The organism is Dyella monticola (genome assembly GCF_003363155.1).
Lineage (GTDB): Bacteria > Pseudomonadota > Gammaproteobacteria > Xanthomonadales > Rhodanobacteraceae > Dyella_B > Dyella_B monticola.
Genome location: NZ_QRBE01000001.1, coordinates 321,174 through 337,989, shown reverse-complemented (window position 1 = coordinate 337,989; position 16,816 = coordinate 321,174). Strand labels below are relative to the sequence as shown.

The window sequence follows — 16,816 nt, the reverse complement described above, 5'->3', positions numbered from 1 at the left end:
GTGTCGCTTTTTAGGCAGATCGATGTGTTTTTAGGAAAAGTTCTATTGCCCGGCCGCGCCAGCCACCCATAATCGATACACAGCAAAGTCATAGAGGAATCCGTACTGATACCCAGACGGTTTCCCCACGTATTTTGTCGAACAACCAGAAGCCCACCATGGCACTACGTCAACACGTGTAGCGCGCTGTCTCGCCGGCAATCATGCATGGCGCAGCCGCTGCGTAACCATCGGCACGCATCGAGCTGCGCAAGTCCATGAATACCACCAACGAAAACGCTTCACTCAACGAGCGCACCATCCGGGTAGCGATCGCGGACGACCATCCGCTGCTATTGGCCGGCATCGTGCATGAACTTGGCACGCAGCCGGATATCCAGATCGTGGGGAGCGCCAGCAGTTCCACGCAACTGGTGGAATTGCTCACCAAGCACCCCGTCGACGTGCTGATTTCCGACTATGCCATGCCTGGCGGCAGCCACGGCGACGGCGTCACGCTCTTTACGTACCTCAATGAGCGCTTTCCCGACGTAGGCCTGATCGTACTGACGATGATGGGCAATGCCGATGTGATTCGTTCGCTGCTGGCGCAACACATCAATGGCATTCTGAGCAAGTCCGATCCGCTGGAATACCTCTCCACCGCGCTTTACGCCGCACTTGCCGGCAAGCGTTATCTTTCGCCGGGCATTGAAGCGGTCATGTACCAGCACGACATCCAGGGTTGCGGCGCTTCACGCACTCGACGTTTATCCCCACGGGAGCTGGAAGTGGTGCGCTTCTTCGTATCGGGCCTGACCATCAGCGAGATCGCCGCGCGCCTTGGCCGCAGCAAGCAGACGGTCAGCACCCAGAAAATGAGCGCGATGCGAAAACTGGGTATCACGCGCGATGTCGATCTCATCAAATACGGCATCAAGGAACATCTCACCTCGCAGAATGCCGAGGCACACACCAGCTAGGGCTCGCGCGCCACGTGCTCAGCGCGCGGCACCCAGTAAGTGCGCATAACCGTCGCGGGCGTCAGACCAATGAACCTGAAAGCCGCTGGCGCGAAGTCGCGCGTTGCTAAGGCGCTTGCTACCGACATTCGCCGGAGCAGGTCCATCGGCCACAGGCGGTGCGCCGACCATCCTTGCCAGATCGTCGTAGAGAACATTCAGCGGCAGCGGAGTGTCGTCCACACCCACGTATACGCTGTGCGGATTGGACAAAGCGAGCAGATGCGCAATCGCCGCCGCCGCGTCATCGACGTGGATACGATTGGCCCAATGCTGTTGTGTTCTCGGCGCACGAACCTGCCCTGCGCGCAGCCGGTCGATGAGCTGCAGATGACGCGGCCCATACAATCCGGCAAGACGCAACGCCACCGCCTGGAACGGTTTACCTGCCAGCCACTGCTCCGCTTCCCACATCACCTGTCCATTGAAATTCAGCGGCGCGGGCGGAGTGGTTTCATCCACCCATGCATCACCGTGCTCACCATAGACGGCGCTGGAGGATGCGAATACCAGGCGTCGCAGCGCCGTTTCATCCAGCACGTCGAGCAGATTGCGTAAGCCATCCACAAACACGGCGCGATAAGCCTCAGGCGCCCGCGCATCCGGCGTCGGCAGAAACGCGACACGAGCGATGCCGCCAGGCAATGCAGCCAACGTTTCCGGGCGCGTCAGATCCGCCTGCAGCCAGCGGATTGCATCCGTGCCTTCAGGCGGATGCCGGCGCATCGCGTACACCTCATAACCGCGCGCCAGCAACAGGCGCGCCACACGCTCACCTACGTCGCCGCAACCGGCGATCAAAATGCGTTCAGACATCCATACATCCAGCAATGCTTGTTACTATCCACGCATGAACCCTTCCTGCAACCTGTTCCTGATCGGCCCGACGGGTGCCGGCAAGACCTCGATCGGCCGGCAGCTCGCCGTGCGCTATAACCTGCTCTTTCTGGATCTCGACCAGGAAATCGAACGCACGACCGGCGTACTGGTCAGCACCATCTTCGACATCGAAGGCGAGGCCGGCTTCCGGCGACGCGAAAGCGCTCTACTGGAAGAGTGTAGCGGCCGGCGCGGCGTACTGCTGGCCTGCGGCGCCGGCGCGGTGCTCGACCCGGTCAATCGCCGCCATATGACCGAACGCGGCTACGTGGTGTGGCTGCAGGCCACGGTGCCGCTGCAACTGCACCGCCTTGCGCATGACACCTCGCGCCCGCTGCTGGCCGATGCCGACCGCAATAAAAAACTCGAGTCGATGGCCGCCGCGCGCACCGCGCTCTATGAAGAAATCGCCGATCTGATCATTCCCTCGGGACACGAAAACGAAGGCGTTGCGGCCGCGAGCGAGCGTTGTATCGCCATGATCGATCGGCACTGGAACCGACAAGCTGCATGAACACCACGCTTCCCCGACAAACCATCGACGTCCCCCTCGGCGCGCGCAGCTATCCGGTCTGGATCGGCCGCGGCCTGCTCGACGATCACGCACGCTGGCGCGCCATGCTTCGCGGCAAACATGCCATGGTGATCAGCAATCGCACCGTTGCGCCGCTCTATCTGGAACGCGTCGCACAAGGGCTCGATGGCCTGCACTGGTCCTCGTTCCTGCTCGACGACGGCGAAGCGCACAAGAGCTTTGCCAATGTCGGCTTGGCGCTGGATGCACTGGCCACCCTGGGTGCCACGCGCGACGCCTGCGTCATCGCCCTCGGCGGTGGCGTGGTGGGCGATCTGGCCGGCTATACCGCCGCGTGCTGGATGCGCGGCATCGACTTCATCCAGATGCCGACCACGCTGCTGTCGATGGTGGATTCTTCCGTCGGCGGCAAGACCGGCGTGAACCTTCCGGCCGGCAAGAACCTAGTCGGCGCCTTTCATCAGCCGCGTGCGGTGGTGGCCGATATCGGCACGCTCGACAGCCTGCCGGCGCGCGAATACCGCTGCGGCATGGCCGAGGTGATCAAGGGCGCGGCGATTGGCGACGCCGGCTTTTTTGCATGGCTGGAACAGCACGCCGATGCATTGGTCGCACGTGACGAAACGGCGCTGGTGCAGGCCATCGCCACCAAGGTGCGCTACAAGGCGGGTGTCGTTTCGCGCGATGAAACCGAGCAAGGCGAGCGCGCCCTGCTCAACCTCGGCCACACCTTCGGCCACGCGCTGGAAACCGCCGGCCACTACACCGCGCTGCTGCACGGCGAAGGCGTGTCGGTGGGCATGCTGTTGGCGGCACGGCTTTCCGAGCGGCTGGGCATGAGTGCGCACGCCGATACGCAGCGCCTGGAAAAACTGCTGAAAGCGATCGGCTTGCCCATCACCGTGCCATCCGGCTTCGAGCCTGAACACTTGCTCGCGCTGATGCGGCTGGATAAGAAAACCATCGCCGGTACGCTGCGGTTGATCCTGTGGCGCGGTATCGGCCATGCGGAAATCGTCTCGGGCGTGAATGAGGCCGATGTGCTGGCCGTATTGCGTGAAGCGACTGCCGCCCGCTGAGCCCTCTTATTTTGCCGTCCCGGCGAACGCCCGGGTCCAGTGACTTTCACGCCAACGACACGGGGCTCCGGCGTTCGTCGGGGCGGCGAGACAGCAAGCCACGGCACCTGCTCTCGCCCGCCAGCCTCCATCCCTCTAAAATGCCCTGTCTGCGGCGTGATAGCCGCACCTACCCGGGACGCCATGCGCCTCTATCTGCAAACCATGCCTGCCTCGGCCGAACCGCCGCGCTATGTCCAGATCGTGCTGGAGCAGGACCTGCTCGGCGGTTGGACGCTATACCGCGAAACCGGTACCCAAGGCGGCCGCGCCACGCTCAAGCGCGATCAATACCTGGAACGCGACGAAGCCATCGCCGCCTTCGAAAAAGTGCGTGACGCCCAGCTCAAGCGCGGCTATCGCGTGGTCTTCGCCCAAGGGGTCGATGGCCCCTACGGACGCCGATAAACATGTCAGCTCCCCTCAAGAACGATCGCCTGCTGCGCGCCCTTCGCCGCGAACCCGTCGACACCACGCCCGTGTGGGTGATGCGCCAGGCGGGCCGCTACCTGCCTGAATATCGCGCTACGCGCGCGAAAGCCGGCAGCTTCATGGCGCTGGCGCAGAATCCCGAACTGGCCTGCGAAGTCACGCTGCAGCCGCTGGAACGCTACGAACTGGATGCAGCCATCCTGTTCTCCGACATCCTCACTATTCCCGATGCGATGGGCCTGGGTCTTTCCTTCGCCCAGGGCGAAGGCCCGCAATTCGCGCATCCCGTGCGCACGCGCGCCGACGTGGAACGACTGGGCGTGCCGGACATGGAAAGCGAATTGCGTTACGTCATGGATGCCATGCGCGTGGTCCGCCGCGAACTCGCCGGTCGCGTGCCCCTGATCGGCTTTTCCGGCAGCCCGTGGACGCTCGCCTGCTACATGGTGGAGGGCCAAGGCTCGCGCGATTTCGCCACCGCCAAAGCGATGTGCTGGAGCGATCCGGCACTTGCGCACACGTTGCTCGAAACGCTCGCCCGCTCGGTGGCCGCCTATCTCAGCGCACAAGCCGCTGCGGGTGCCCAAGCGCTGATGATCTTCGACACCTGGGGCGGTTTGCTCGCACCGTCGGCATTTCGCGAATTCTCGCTGCGTTATCTCGCGCACGTGGTCACGGCGCTGAAATCGGATATGCGCGCGCGCGATATACCACTGATCCTCTTCTCCAAAGGCGCAAGTGCGCATCTTTACGAGATGGCCCAGACCGGCTGCGCCGCGCTTGGCGTGGATTGGACGATCGATCTTGCCGATGCGCGCAACGCGGTAAAAGGCAAGGTTGCCCTGCAAGGCAACCTCGATCCGGCCGTGCTACGCGCCAGCCCTGAGGTGATCCGTCGTGAAGTGCGTCGCGTGCTCGACAGCTACGGCAATCATCCAGGGCACGTCTTCAATCTCGGCCATGGCATCACGCCGGAGGTTGATCCCGAGCATGTGAAAGTGCTGATTGACGAGGTGCACGCCTACAGCCGCGTGCTTCGCGCCGCGTAGGGTACCCGCCCCCGCTTGCAGGGGCAGGGCAAAACTCAAGACGCGCTCATCTCTTCCAGCTCCATGCCGCGCGTTTCGCGCACGGCGCGCATCACGAACAGCAGCGACACGAACGCAAACAGCGCGTACAAGCCATAGGCGAAGCTGAGGCCTACCTGTGCGAGCCACGGAAACGTACTGGTGATGGCAAAGTTGGCCACCCACTGCGCGGCCGCCGCCACCGCCAATGCAATGGCACGAATGCTGTTGGGAAACATTTCACCCAGCAATACCCACACCATCGGACCCCAACTCAAGCCGAAGCACACGACGTAGAGGTTGGCGGCAACCAGCGCAACCATGCCCCACGGCGCCGGCAAGGTGAGTGCAGCACCGCTGCCGGCGGCTTGCGAAAAACACCACGCCATCAAGGCCAAGGTGACGGTCATGCCGGCCGAACCAATCAGCAGCAACGGTTTGCGGCCGATCCTGTCGACCAGGGCAATCGCAACCAGCGTTACCAGCACATTGACGATCGAGGTGAATACCGTGATCGAAAACGAATCCGCCTCACTGAAACCCACCGAATGCCACAACGTCGATGAGTAATAAAAAATCACGTTGATACCGACGAACTGCTGGAACACCGAAAGCAGAATGCCCACCCACACAATGGGCAGCAGGCCAGCGCACGGACCACGCAGATCTTTCAAGGTGGGCCGGTATTCCACCTTCAAGCTGTGCTGGATGTCGTTGATCTTTGCGTCCAGCGCCTGATCGCTGTGCAGATCCAGCACCTTGGCCAGCACCACGCGCGCTTCGGCCGGACGCCCACGCGCCACCAGATAGCGCGGCGACTCCGGCACCCCCGTCACCAGGACGCCGTAAATGACCGCAGGCAGCGCAGCGACCAGGAACATCCAGCGCCACGCCTCCAGTCCGAACCATAGCGTATGCGCTGCACCGCCCGCCGTACTCGCCAGCCACGCATCGCTGAGCAGCGCCACGAAAATACCCAGCACGATGGCCAACTGCTGCATCGAGCCCAACCGCCCGCGCACGTTTGCCGGCGACACCTCGGCGATATAGGCCGGCGCAATCACCGATGCCACGCCCACGCCGATGCCACCGATCACACGCCAGAACATCAGCTGCCACACACCATGTACCAAGCCCGAACCCAACGCGCTCAGCAGCAGAAACAACGCCGCCACCTGCATGGTGCGCACACGCCCCAGGCGATCGGCCAACGGCCCCGCATACCACGCACCCAGTGCCGAACCGAGCAACGCGCAGGACACCGCAATGCCGATGCGCCCCGCGCTGAGGCCAAAACCATGCCGCACCGCATCAACCGCACCGTTGATGACCGCCGTATCGAAGCCGAACAAAAAGCCGCCGATGGCTGCCGCCGCCGCGATCAGCACAACCCTAGCCGTGGTGCGCGCCTCTTCCCCCTGCGCTGCGCCCGTGTTGGTACTGGTATGTATGTGCATGAATCATGCTCCCCGCATGATGGCTAGACGAATGGCCGATTCTGCGTATGCCTTGTGCTCTTGTCCGCCTGAATACGTATGCAGCGGCAGGACTCTAGCAGCAGCGCCGAGCGCGTGGAGACACCTCGACACTCCGGCTTGCCGCAAACAGCCCCTCTCCCCTGCACGCAGAGGAGGCTGGGGTGGGGTTACACGCACTTGCCGGAAGAATTCCCCGCGGGCTTGCTTCACCACCACCCCGGCCCTCCCCTACTACACGTTAGGAAGAGAGCCGTCGTACCCGCTTCAACTCAGCCGTTGCTCTCGGTAACGGCGAGTTCAAAAAACCGCCGCACGTCTTCAACCTCACGCGTCCGCGGCATCGCCGCCAGACTCTTGAGAAATAGCTTCCCATATCCTTTGGTGGTCAAGCGCGGATCGCACAGCATCAGCACGCCACGGTCGTGCACATCGCGAATCAACCGTCCCGCGCCCTGCTTGAGCGCAATCACCGCCGAAGGCACCTGCCATCCCATGAACGGATTGATACCCGCCTGCTCCAGCGCTTCCAAACGCGCCTGCAATACGGGATCGTCCGGCGCGGCGAACGGCAGCTTGTCGATCATCACCACCGACAAGGCTTCGCCGGCTACATCCACGCCCTCCCAGAAACTGGCCGCACCCAGCAACACGCCATGGCCGCTGGCGCGAAATGCCTCCAGCAACTGATGCCGCGGCGCACTGCCCTGCACGAACAAGGGCCACGGCACGCGATCGACCAACAATTCCGCCGCACGGCGTAACGCGCGGTGCGAGGTGAACAGCAGAAATGCGCGACCGTTGGATGCTTCCAGCACAGGCATGGTCGCGTCGATCACGCGATCGGTGTAATCGCGCATCGCTGGATCGGGCAACCCTTCGGGCAGGTAACACAGCGCCTGGCGCGCGTAATCGAACGGACTTTCCAGACTCAACGTCTGGGGATCCTCCAAGCCGAGCTGACGCGCAAAATGATCAAACTGCCCGGCGACCGACAGCGTCGCCGAGGTATGAATCCACGCCGCGTGCGTGTGTTCGCGCATCGCGCGCAATGGCGCGGCAAGATCGAGCGGCGTGGCGTGCAAGGCGAACCCTCGGGGAAACAATTCGTACCAGCGTACATCCCGCTCGGAGGATGTTTCCGCGATGCGATCCAGCCGCTCGCTCAGATGTTCTGCGCGCTCGTGCACATTCATCAGGCCGCGCGAACGCTCGGCCTGCGAAGCGAGCGCATCGGTGAGCGCAGCCAGCACTTCACCGACCTGGTGCAATGTTTCGGGAACATCTTTGCCCTTCAACAACTCATGGAAAGGGCCACGCGTGGGTAGCGGGTCGAGTGCAAGCCGCAGCTTGCGCACGGCGTCCTGCAACGCTTCGACCGGTTCCAATATCAAGCCGATCGCGCCAGTGACGCCATTGCATTCGGCCAATGCATCCTGCGCCAATTCAGTGAGCTGACGCGCGCTGAGGCTTTGCGAAAAGAACTGCCCGGCAAGCTCCGGTATCTGATGCGCCTCGTCGAGAATGAACGCCTGCGCACCAGGCAGAATTTCGCCGAAGCCTTCTTGCTTCAACGCCAGGTCGGCGAACAGCAGATGATGATTCACCACCACCAGATCCGCCTCCTGTGCCTCGCGGCGCGCGGTGATCACATGGCAGTCGTCATAGAACGGACACTCCACGCCCAGGCAGTTTTCCGGCGTGGATGTCACGCGCGCCCACAAGGGCGAATCCTCTGGGATTTCCGCCAATTCCATGCGATCGCCGCGGCGCGTGCGCGCGGACCAGGCACGAATCGTCGCCAGCTGCGCCGCCTGATGGCGCTCCAGTGTGGAACCTTCGCGCACGGTCTGGTCCAGGCGATACAGGCATAAATAATTGGCGCGCCCTTTCAGCAAGGCGGTCTTCAGGCGGGCACCAAGCACTGAGCGGACTTTGGGAATGTCCCGGAAGAAAAGCTGATCCTGCAGCGCCTTGGTGCCGGTGGAAACGATCACCCGCTCGCCCGACAACATCGCCGGCACCAGGTACGCGTAGGTTTTGCCGGTGCCCGTACCGGCCTCGGCAATCAGCGTTTCGCATTCGGCCATTGCGTGCTGCACCGCGCGCGCCATCACCTGCTGCGCGGGGCGCGGGGCGAAATTCGGCAATTCGCGGGCAAAGGGGCCGTCGGCGCCGAGCAGTGCGCCGATGTCGTCGGTGTCGGTCATCACCACAGTATCGCGCAGCGGTGAGCTGCGCGATACCGGGCAGTGCCTTGCCTATTGAAATGCGGCGGAACTAAACGAAGCCACAGATCAAGCGTCCGCGATTGCGTTCGCTTGTGTGTCTTTCACTCGCATCGCTTGGTCGGCCCCATTGAAAACTATCTGCCTTCCGATCTACTCGAGGCTAACATTCAACGTCCTGTAAACCTCCTTTACCGGTACGTCGAATGTCCAGTCATCGTAATCCTTCAATTGAACATTCATCGTCTTCAAAGGAAGGCCAATGCACGTCAATGTGCCGCTCACGCTGAGCGGACTGAAGGTTATCGCTTCGGAATTTCCATGGTTCTGCAGCGATGTGTCGCCGACTGTGAGGCTTCCCGTAAAATCGGCCAGCCCATCGCAATAACCGGAAAGACTTACAGCAAAGTCCGACGCATAGAACGTTTGCTTCGAAGTGAAGTCACCCGTTATGTAACGACCTGCAAAGCTCACATTGGTGAAGGTGGCGGTATCTGAGCAATTAACAGTCTGCGCAGAGGACGCCGCACAAGCATCTGTCTCGGTCTTGCTGTCAGCAGTCAAAATACCGCCAAGCAGATAGAGTCCCTCCCACGTACTGCTGCCGCCGGCATCGTCCAACTCCACGGTATCCGATGCATTCGTTGTACTGTCCGCGCTGGACAGAGCATAGAGCGGGAAACCGCACGCATTCGCGCTCAAGTTCGAACCCTGGTTGCCATTGCTGCCGCTCACATCCGTGATGGAGGGATCGACCAGTAAAGGGGGCGAATCTGGCCCTCCATTGCAAGCCGCAGACCAGGCCAGCGCGCTCTCTGTGACGTCGAAGGCCACCGGGCCGGTGCCTTGACCCATGGCCGAACTGGCCAACGCGCCGCTCAGCAGTACGGAAAGAAGCGTGGGAACAAGCAGTTTCGTGCGCATGACATATCTCCTGTCGATGAGGAAAGGCTGCCGCCGCGCCTTTGCGCCGAATGGCGGCAACGCGACAAACACGGTCATGAAAACGCTGAAACAAAGCCCTGCTGCGATCGACGAACGTACCGCAGATAACTTCAGGCAACACGGCAAAAACACTCACGCGCGCACCCAAAGCAACAAAGTTATGGACGCCGCTGCGTTATGCAGCGGTGTTTGTCTCGTAATGCCTTTGGATGGACCACGTGTCCCGCTTATCAGGGCGGATACGACTCACGGATTTACGGAAGACACGTCCACACCCGCCGCTTCCACCACGCGGCCAATACCATCGCGCTCGATAGCGAGCATCGCATCACGCAAAGCGTCCGCATCGCAATCTCTGCTCAGACCCATGCGAAACAACAACTCACCTTCCGCGCTGCGTGAGGAATGGATGGAATCGAGATTGACCCCGCGCTGTTCGAACGCGGACAACAGTGCGCGCAACGATCCGGGCCGATCCAGTGGCAGGAACACGCTGATGTAGCGTGGCTCGCGCAAATCGGCAAGCAGATAGCCGAGACGTTCGAACGCATAGCTGCCCTCGGCCAATGCCTGTTCACCAACATAGACCCGGCTTTTATCGAGCAATTTCTCGCGCAACTGCTGCCGGGCGGTGTCATGGCCGCTGCGCACGAGTTCGCACAGCGCACCCACATGCACCGCCAGGCGCTCCAGCATCGGCTCAACGTACGGATTTTCGAATTGGATGTCCTGATAGATGGCCGGATTGCTGGCAAGAATGCGCCGCGTTACCGCGCTATCCAGTTCGTAACCCACCGAGCTGAAAGGACGAATGCCCTCCAGGCCGCCCACCGCGGGCGCCAGCTCACGCAATACCGCACCTTGCGCCATGTGCGTGGCATGCACCATGCCTTGCACCAACGCCATGATGCGATCGTGCTGATCGGCATCGGCGTGCACACAGTCGGCTTCCGTTGCGGCAAGAAACTGCTCGAACCATGGACGCCACGTATCCAGACGCGCCTGGCACACCACCATGGCGCGGCCGCGCAACGTAGGCGACTTGGGTGCGGCACTCATCGGATGCAAGCCCACCACTTGTGCTTGCGAAGCAAGCATCGCCGCTACCGGCACCACTTTGATGGAAGTAATATCCATCCAGAGCTGTTTGCGTTCGATGCCAGCGGCATGTTTGACGTAGTGCTGGATGACGGCAGGCGTCTGGCGGATCGGTGCGCAGAAGATCAGCACGTCGACCGCTTCGATCAGTGCGCGTTCCGACAGCACCGTTTCGCCGCTTGGATCACGGCCGAAGACCTCCAGACCCATGCGTGCTTCAAAGAAATGACGCAGCCAGCGCCCGTAAGATCCCTGGCTGCCGACGAGACCGATCCTTGGCTTGGCGTAGTTCATCGATAACGATCAGAGACGCTGGATGCCCGCTTCATGGCATTCGCCGACCGATTTGCTCGCGCTAGCCGCGCCAGCCTGGTCGTTGGCGTGCAGGCGAATCTCCACCATGGTCTGCCAATTGCGCGCGCACAGCGGACCTTGCTTGGAACCGAGGTTCCACGATTGCTGCGAGAGTTTTTCGGCGAGCTGATAGTCACCCATATAGATGGCGACCTCGGCGCGCTCTTGCAGGACATCCGGCGCGTCGGGTACGCGCTTGAGTGCCATGTCCAACTTGTCGGCGGCAGCCTGATATTGGCCGTTGCGCTCATCCGCGCGCGCGGCGTCCTGCAAGGCAGTCACGCCCGGGTCGCTCAATGGGTGCACGTTGATCACCGATTTGTCGCGTTCACCGGCGGCGCGGATGGCATCTACCATCGCCACGTTGGTTTTTCCCGGCGCAGGCCTGGGCGCCTCGGGTGCGGGCTGCGCACAAGCGGCGAGCAGGATGCCCGCGAGCACGGCGGGCGCAAAAGGATGACGAAGACGAAATGCGCGATGCGGCATGGCTATGGTTGGCTGCTGGTGTTGGACGTGGTGCCCGAGGGCTGCGAAGCGCTCTGGCCGGATCCAAATAGATTACCGACCTTTTGCCAGAAACACCCTTCCGAATCGGTCGACACGGAACCGGCAATCACCGGCACCTGCTTGGCCCCGGCGCAGGCCGGGTCGCTACGGCGACCGTCGGCAGGATTGATCCAGGCCATTTCCAGCCCATCGCCCGGCGCTGCCGACAATGGCAACGTAGGCAATTTGCGGAACAGTTCCTGCCACCCGCGCAGGGCACCGGTGGCGCCGAACAGGTGGCTGGGCTTGTTGTCGTCGCGCCCCATCCAGAACACCGCCAGGCGATCGCCGGTGAAACCGGCAAACCAGCTGTCGCGCAAATCGTTGCTGGTGCCGGTCTTGCCGGCCGTATGCAGCCGCGCCAGGCTGGAATCGCCCAGCGCGTGCGCCGTGCCGTACGTGGTGACCTGCTGCATCGCCCAGGTCACCAGACGGACCGCGGGCTGGTACTCACCCTTGCCGGCTTCCACCTCATAACGCTTGATGGTGTGACCATTGCCATCGACCACGCCGCTTACCGCCAGTAGCGGCAAGGCGTGTCCATCGGAGGCGAGGTATTGGTAGAGCTGCGCCACCTGGATTGGCGCCAGATCAATGGCACCGATCAGCAGCGACGGACCGGGTTGCACGGTGGTCAGACCAAAGGAATCGAGAAACGCCTTGATGCGCGGCAGGCCCACCTCGAGCCCCATGTGAATGGTGGCGAGGTTCCACGAATTGGCCAGCGCATCCACCATCGGCACCATGCCGTGGCTCTGGTTGTCGTCGTTGTGCGGCGTCCACCAAGTACCGTCGGGCTGTTTCATGCTGACCGGCGAATCATCCAGTTGCGTGGCGAGATTCCAGCGCTCCGGATTGGTCAGGGCGACCAGATAGACGAACGGCTTGATGGTGGAACCGATCGGCCGCTGCGCATCCAACGCACGATTGAAGCCTTGATCGCCGGCGAACTTGCTGCCGACCACCGCCAGCACACTGCCGGTCTTGGAATCGGTGACGACGGCGGCGCCCTGGGTGGCATCGGCGCGTTTGCCAAGATTCTGGATCGCCGTGGCGACCGCCTGCTCGGTATAAAGCTGCGTGGCCGGATCGAGCGTGGTGAAGATGGAAAGATTGCCCTGCCTGAGGGTGTCCTCGTCGAAATCGTTGGTGATCTGCTGACGCACCAGCTCCATGAAGGCCGGGAAACGGTTATGCGGCAACTGGCCGTCTGCAATCACCCCCAGCGGCATGGCCTGCGCTGCACGCGCCTGCTCCGGTGTGATCAGGCCGGTCGTGGCGAATTGATCAAGCACCAGGTTGCGACGCGCCAGCGCACGATCAGGATAGCGACGCGGATCGAGCTGACTTGGTCCCTTGACCAGACCGACCAGCAACGCGATCTCTTGCGGGCGCAGATATTCCAGTCGACGCCCGAAATAAAACTGCGAGGCGGCGGCAAAACCGTGCACGGCCTGGCTGCCCTGCTGGCCGAGGAACACCTCGTTGATGTACGCCTCCAGGATGCGCGCTTTGCTGTAGTGCATTTCCAGCAAAATCGACATCAGCGCTTCATTCAACTTGCGGCCCATGGTCTGTTCGCGATTGAGGAACAGATTGCGCACCAGCTGCTGCGTGAGCGTGGAAGCACCCTGCACGGTGTGGCCGGCACGCAAGTCGGCAAGCGCCGCGCGAACAATGGCGGTGAAATCGACGCCGATGTGATGCTTGAAGTCGCGATCCTCCACCGCCTGCAGGCCCGAAATGAGCAGCGGCGGTACGTCGCTCAGCTGCACGTAACTGCGGTCTTCCTGCGTGGCGCCGTAGACTGTGGCGATGCGGCCTGGATCAAGATGCGTTTCCTTGAGCACCTTACCTGTTCCCAGGTCGGTCACCGATTGCACCACACCGTCGCCCACTGACACGCGAATACGCTTGGGCAGTTCCCCGCCATCCGGGCCGGCGTAGCCACGGGAGGAAATGAAATAAGCGCTGCCGTGCTTTGCCCAGCTTCCGGGTACATCGCCATGACCATCGCTGACGTAGCCGGAGAAGGTGAGCTCCACCTCCAGCGTCGCCGGATTCATCGGCACGCCTGGGGCCAGCCGCAATGGCTGGGAGTAGACGCGCGTGGGTACGGCGAAAACCAGGTCGTTGAAACGGTCCTGCACCCGCTTGTTGAGAATCAGCGAATACGGCAGCAGGAAGCCGAAAAACAGACCCGTGCAGATCCAGAACGGTATGCGTAGCCAGGGCCAGCACGCACTGGCGATCGATCGAATTCGGCTCAGGAAGTCCAACGTGGCGGGTGTCCAGTAGAAGGAAGGTCGGCTCAACAGGGGCCGATCATAGGGTGCGGCACCCCGCGGCGCGATGAATGCCACCCTGCCAGAGATGGCACGACACAGGCAGCGCGGAGCTTTTGCACGGGCAATTGACCAGGCGCACGCCGTGTCGCCTCACCGCGCCTCCTTCTCTGCAAGAGCGGGAGCATTAAGTCCCCAACATTCCGGATCCGGGCGGAACGGTCGCGGCTGCACGCCCAGAAGCTGGGTCAATTCGGTATTGTCGGCGATGAGATCGGTTTCCAGCCGGCTGAGCGGTCCACGCAACCGCCCCACGCTGCCACGCGCCAACCGTAGCAGCCACGCAGGCAACGGCAGCGGCAACGTCTCCACCGGCAAGCTGCGCCGCACGCGCGCGAACATCTCCCTGACCGGCAATCGCTCACCGCCTCCGATCGCCAGGATCTTTTCGGCCGACGCCGCGTTATCCAGCGCCGCCAGCGCGGCATGGGCGAGGTCTTGCGCATGCACCGGCTGGCGCAGGCCATGACCGGCCGGTAACGGAAAGACGTGCATCCGCATGGCGCGGCGTGCGATCGGCGTGAGGCTCTTATCCAGGCCGATGCCATAGATCAGTGTCGGCCGCAGGATCGTCCACGCACAACCATGTTTTGCGCAGGCGTCGATCACGGCCGCCTCGCCATCGCGCAGCTGTTGGGAAAGCTCCCGCTCCCACGCGACTTCCGAAGCGCGCTTGCTTTGCGCGCTCATCGAGCTGGTGACGATCACGCGCGGCGCGAGCGGCACATCGCACCGATGCAGCCAATCGGCGAACGGCTGCAATGGACCGAAGTTGAAAATGGCCGACACATCGTTAAGCGCAGGCACGTCATCGGGAAGACGCCCGGTCAGCCATGTGACCGAAGGATGCGACACACGTATGGTGCGACTTACCGCCACCACCGGCTCATCGCGTGTGGCCAATTGCGGCAGCAGGTAATGCCCGATCTGGCTGCTGCCGCCAAACACCACTACCGTCATCGAACGCCCTGCATGCGCGCGCTCAGTTCGCGTACACGCGGATCGTCAGGCAGCAGGTTGCGGCCCTGCTCCAGGGATGAGGCGGCATTGTTGCGATCGCCACTGTCCAATTGCTGCTCGGCCTGATCGAGCCATGCACCGGCCAGGCGCTGGCGCGAGATCGACAACGCCGCATCGCCCGGTGCGAGGTTGTCCAGCGCATCGAGCAGGCTGCCGGCCTTGTGCAAGTTGCCATCGCGCAGCGCCTGATTGAATTGCTGCTGCACCAGTCCGGGCAGGCCCTGCAAACCCGCCAGTGCTTCCTGATCGTTGCCGTCGATGGCGAGCGCACCGCGATAAAGGTCGTATGCACAGTTGCCGGGCGGCGACATGATGTCTCCACGTAGCGCTGCTTGCCGAGCACGACTGACCATGTCGGCGATCTGCACTTGCTGTTGTCCCGTCAGTTGCGTGGGTGGCGGCGCTGCGTTGTCGTCCTCGTTCGCATTGCTCGCCGCGGCATTGACGGGTGCTTGTGGCACCGTCGCCGGATGGATGCTTGCCGTCGCCTGGTTCTGCACGGGCGTCTGATTCTGGGCAGGTGGCTGATTCGGCGCGGGCGCCTGGTTCAAGCGTGCGCGCGCGGCGATCAAATCCGCCGATTGAGGCGCAAGCGGAGCGGCCTCGTCCAGCAATTGCCGCGCATGATCGGCATCGCCAGCGTCGATGGCTGCATTGGCCTGCACCACCAGCGCCTGCGCGACCTGTCCAAGGCCTGCCTTCGCTTGCGCATTGTTGGGATCGATGGCCAATGCCGCCTTGAAATGAGCGAGCGCGGTGTCATTGCCATCGCCGGCGATATTTCCGGCGCGCAGGGCGTCGTTGCCTTGGTTGATCGCGTCGTTCAATGTACTGCTCGCCTGCGCCTGCAACGCGGACAGCGATGCGCGCAGCGTGGGCAGTTGCGCGTAATTGGGCAGCAATGTCGCCAGCCGGTCGATAGCCGACGATGCTGCAACGACGTCATTGGCGTTCAAGGCTTTTTGAATCTGCGCGGCCATCGCGTCGCCCACCTGATCCATGCCATGGCGTGCAACGGCGTTATCCGGTTCGGCGGTCAGCACGCGCTGGTAGAGCGTCGCGGCACCATCGGGCCCATCCAGCCTGCCGGCAGTGAGCGCCTGCTGGGCCTGGGCGATCACCGTGTCGGTGTCGCCCGAGGATATCTGCGCCTTGGCGATGGCCTGGGTAAGGCGATCAATATCGCTACCGCCGCCAAGCAGTTCGCGCGCGTTGGTCAGCGCCTCCGTGGCGACGTCGATGTTGCCTGCCTGCAAGGCGGCATCCGCGCGCGCGACTTCGGCGCGGCCGACATCGTTAAGGCCTTGCCGTGCGGCATCGTTGTCCGGCTCGAGTGCGCGCGCCGCTTCGAACAATTCGCGTGCGCTGGTGCCGTCGGTGCCATCCAGATGCCCGGCTTGGAGTGCCACCTGCGCGCGATGCAGCACATCGTCGAAATCCGTGCGCGGCACCAAACTGCGCAGGCGGCCCTGGTTGAACCACAAGCCACCGATGGCCGCGAGCAGCACGACGATCAAGACCGGCATCAGCCAGCCGAACCGTTTGCCCGGCGGCCTGTTCATCGACGTGCCGCGCCGATAGGCTGGCTCTACCTGGATTTTCGGCAAGCCGTCGTCGGGCAGCGGCGCCTGCGGCCGATCCAGATGCTCCAGGTTACCCAGCCTGGGCTCGGTACGGCCGTTGCCGTTGTAACCCGGATCGTTAAGGTCGCGGTTTCCGCTCATGGCTCGTGAGCTAGCAGGTCAAGACAATCAGCTTAGCATTGCAGGGGAG

14 protein-coding genes are annotated in these 16,816 nt (G+C 62.7%); 5 read left to right on the top strand and 9 right to left on the bottom strand.

All coding sequences use genetic code 11. The features are described from left to right. Positions 1 to 257 precede the first annotated feature (257 nt). Positions 258 to 962, top strand: coding sequence for a response regulator (locus tag DWU98_RS01290; protein ID WP_115493665.1), 705 nt, complete (start codon positions 258 to 260; stop codon positions 960 to 962). Between the two features lie 18 nt (positions 963 to 980). Here the strand turns inward: DWU98_RS01290 and DWU98_RS01285 are convergent, their stop codons facing one another. After that, positions 981 to 1,817: an NAD-dependent epimerase/dehydratase family protein gene (locus DWU98_RS01285; RefSeq protein ID WP_115493664.1), complete on the bottom strand. Its 837-nt coding sequence runs from the start codon at positions 1,815 to 1,817 to the stop codon at positions 981 to 983. 34 nt (positions 1,818 to 1,851) lie between these two features. Here DWU98_RS01285 and DWU98_RS01280 point away from each other — a divergent pair, with 34 nt between their 5' ends. From DWU98_RS01280 to hemE, 4 genes are all read left to right on the top strand, one after another. Beyond that, positions 1,852 to 2,394 (top strand): shikimate kinase, encoded by a 543-nt coding sequence (locus DWU98_RS01280; RefSeq protein WP_115493663.1) that lies wholly within the window; start codon positions 1,852 to 1,854, stop codon positions 2,392 to 2,394. Next, a complete protein-coding gene (aroB, locus tag DWU98_RS01275; RefSeq protein ID WP_115493662.1) occupies positions 2,391 to 3,494 on the top strand; it encodes a 3-dehydroquinate synthase in 1,104 nt (367 codons plus the stop codon). Before DWU98_RS01280 ends, aroB begins: the two co-directional genes overlap by 4 nt. 183 nt (positions 3,495 to 3,677) lie before the next feature. Then, entirely contained in the window at positions 3,678 to 3,941 is a 264-nt protein-coding gene (locus DWU98_RS01270; protein WP_115493661.1) for a WGR domain-containing protein, read from the top strand. Between the two features lie 2 nt (positions 3,942 to 3,943). Further along, positions 3,944 to 5,014 (top strand): uroporphyrinogen decarboxylase, encoded by a 1,071-nt coding sequence (gene hemE, locus DWU98_RS01265; RefSeq protein WP_115493660.1) that lies wholly within the window; start codon positions 3,944 to 3,946, stop codon positions 5,012 to 5,014. A 35-nt stretch (positions 5,015 to 5,049) separates the two neighbouring features. Here hemE and DWU98_RS01260 read toward each other — a convergent pair whose 3' ends face one another. The 8 genes from DWU98_RS01260 to DWU98_RS01225 all read right to left on the bottom strand — a co-directional run bounded on the left by DWU98_RS01260 (position 5,050) and on the right by DWU98_RS01225 (position 16,767). Next, on the bottom strand, positions 5,050 to 6,489 hold the full coding sequence (locus tag DWU98_RS01260) for a sugar porter family MFS transporter (RefSeq protein WP_115493659.1): 1,440 nt from the start codon (positions 6,487 to 6,489) through the stop codon (positions 5,050 to 5,052). 290 nt (positions 6,490 to 6,779) lie between these two features. Further along, entirely contained in the window at positions 6,780 to 8,717 is a 1,938-nt protein-coding gene (gene yoaA, locus DWU98_RS01255) for a DNA repair helicase YoaA (RefSeq protein ID WP_115493658.1), read from the bottom strand. Positions 8,718 to 8,888: 171 nt separating this feature from the next. Beyond that, entirely contained in the window at positions 8,889 to 9,731 is an 843-nt protein-coding gene (locus tag DWU98_RS01250) for a hypothetical protein (protein WP_158544921.1), read from the bottom strand. Between the two features lie 195 nt (positions 9,732 to 9,926). Continuing rightward, complete coding sequence (locus tag DWU98_RS01245; RefSeq protein WP_115493656.1) at positions 9,927 to 11,072, bottom strand: prephenate dehydrogenase; 1,146 nt, start codon at positions 11,070 to 11,072, stop codon at positions 9,927 to 9,929. Between the two features lie 9 nt (positions 11,073 to 11,081). Continuing rightward, on the bottom strand, positions 11,082 to 11,618 hold the full coding sequence (locus tag DWU98_RS01240) for a tetratricopeptide repeat protein (RefSeq protein WP_115493655.1): 537 nt from the start codon (positions 11,616 to 11,618) through the stop codon (positions 11,082 to 11,084). 2 nt (positions 11,619 to 11,620) lie between these two features. Next, positions 11,621 to 13,957, bottom strand: coding sequence for a penicillin-binding protein 1B (gene mrcB, locus DWU98_RS01235; protein WP_115494129.1), 2,337 nt, complete (start codon positions 13,955 to 13,957; stop codon positions 11,621 to 11,623). A gap of 159 nt (positions 13,958 to 14,116) precedes the next feature. Next, positions 14,117 to 14,983 carry an SDR family oxidoreductase gene (locus tag DWU98_RS01230; protein WP_115493654.1) on the bottom strand — a complete coding sequence of 289 codons (867 nt, stop codon included), beginning with the start codon at positions 14,981 to 14,983 and terminating at the stop codon, positions 14,117 to 14,119. Continuing rightward, positions 14,980 to 16,767: a tetratricopeptide repeat protein gene (locus DWU98_RS01225; RefSeq protein WP_115493653.1), complete on the bottom strand. Its 1,788-nt coding sequence runs from the start codon at positions 16,765 to 16,767 to the stop codon at positions 14,980 to 14,982. The genes DWU98_RS01230 and DWU98_RS01225 overlap by 4 nt, the downstream gene beginning before the upstream one ends. Positions 16,768 to 16,816 lie beyond the last annotated feature (49 nt).

Excerpts from the sequence above, each read along its gene's own strand:
- DWU98_RS01290 (WP_115493665.1), top strand. The coding sequence starts at position 258 with ATGAATACCACCAACGAAAACGCTTCACTCAACGAGCGCACCATCCGG.
- DWU98_RS01285 (WP_115493664.1), bottom strand. The coding sequence starts at position 1,817 with ATGTCTGAACGCATTTTGATCGCCGGTTGCGGCGACGTAGGTGAGCGT.
- DWU98_RS01280 (WP_115493663.1), top strand. The coding sequence starts at position 1,852 with ATGAACCCTTCCTGCAACCTGTTCCTGATCGGCCCGACGGGTGCCGGC.
- aroB (WP_115493662.1), top strand. The coding sequence starts at position 2,391 with ATGAACACCACGCTTCCCCGACAAACCATCGACGTCCCCCTCGGCGCG.
- DWU98_RS01270 (WP_115493661.1), top strand. The coding sequence starts at position 3,678 with ATGCGCCTCTATCTGCAAACCATGCCTGCCTCGGCCGAACCGCCGCGC.
- hemE (WP_115493660.1), top strand. The coding sequence starts at position 3,944 with ATGTCAGCTCCCCTCAAGAACGATCGCCTGCTGCGCGCCCTTCGCCGC.
- DWU98_RS01260 (WP_115493659.1), bottom strand. The coding sequence starts at position 6,489 with ATGCACATACATACCAGTACCAACACGGGCGCAGCGCAGGGGGAAGAG.
- yoaA (WP_115493658.1), bottom strand. The coding sequence starts at position 8,717 with ATGACCGACACCGACGACATCGGCGCACTGCTCGGCGCCGACGGCCCC.
- DWU98_RS01245 (WP_115493656.1), bottom strand. The coding sequence starts at position 11,072 with ATGAACTACGCCAAGCCAAGGATCGGTCTCGTCGGCAGCCAGGGATCT.
- DWU98_RS01240 (WP_115493655.1), bottom strand. The coding sequence starts at position 11,618 with ATGCCGCATCGCGCATTTCGTCTTCGTCATCCTTTTGCGCCCGCCGTG.
- DWU98_RS01230 (WP_115493654.1), bottom strand. The coding sequence starts at position 14,983 with ATGACGGTAGTGGTGTTTGGCGGCAGCAGCCAGATCGGGCATTACCTG.
- DWU98_RS01225 (WP_115493653.1), bottom strand. The coding sequence starts at position 16,767 with ATGAGCGGAAACCGCGACCTTAACGATCCGGGTTACAACGGCAACGGC.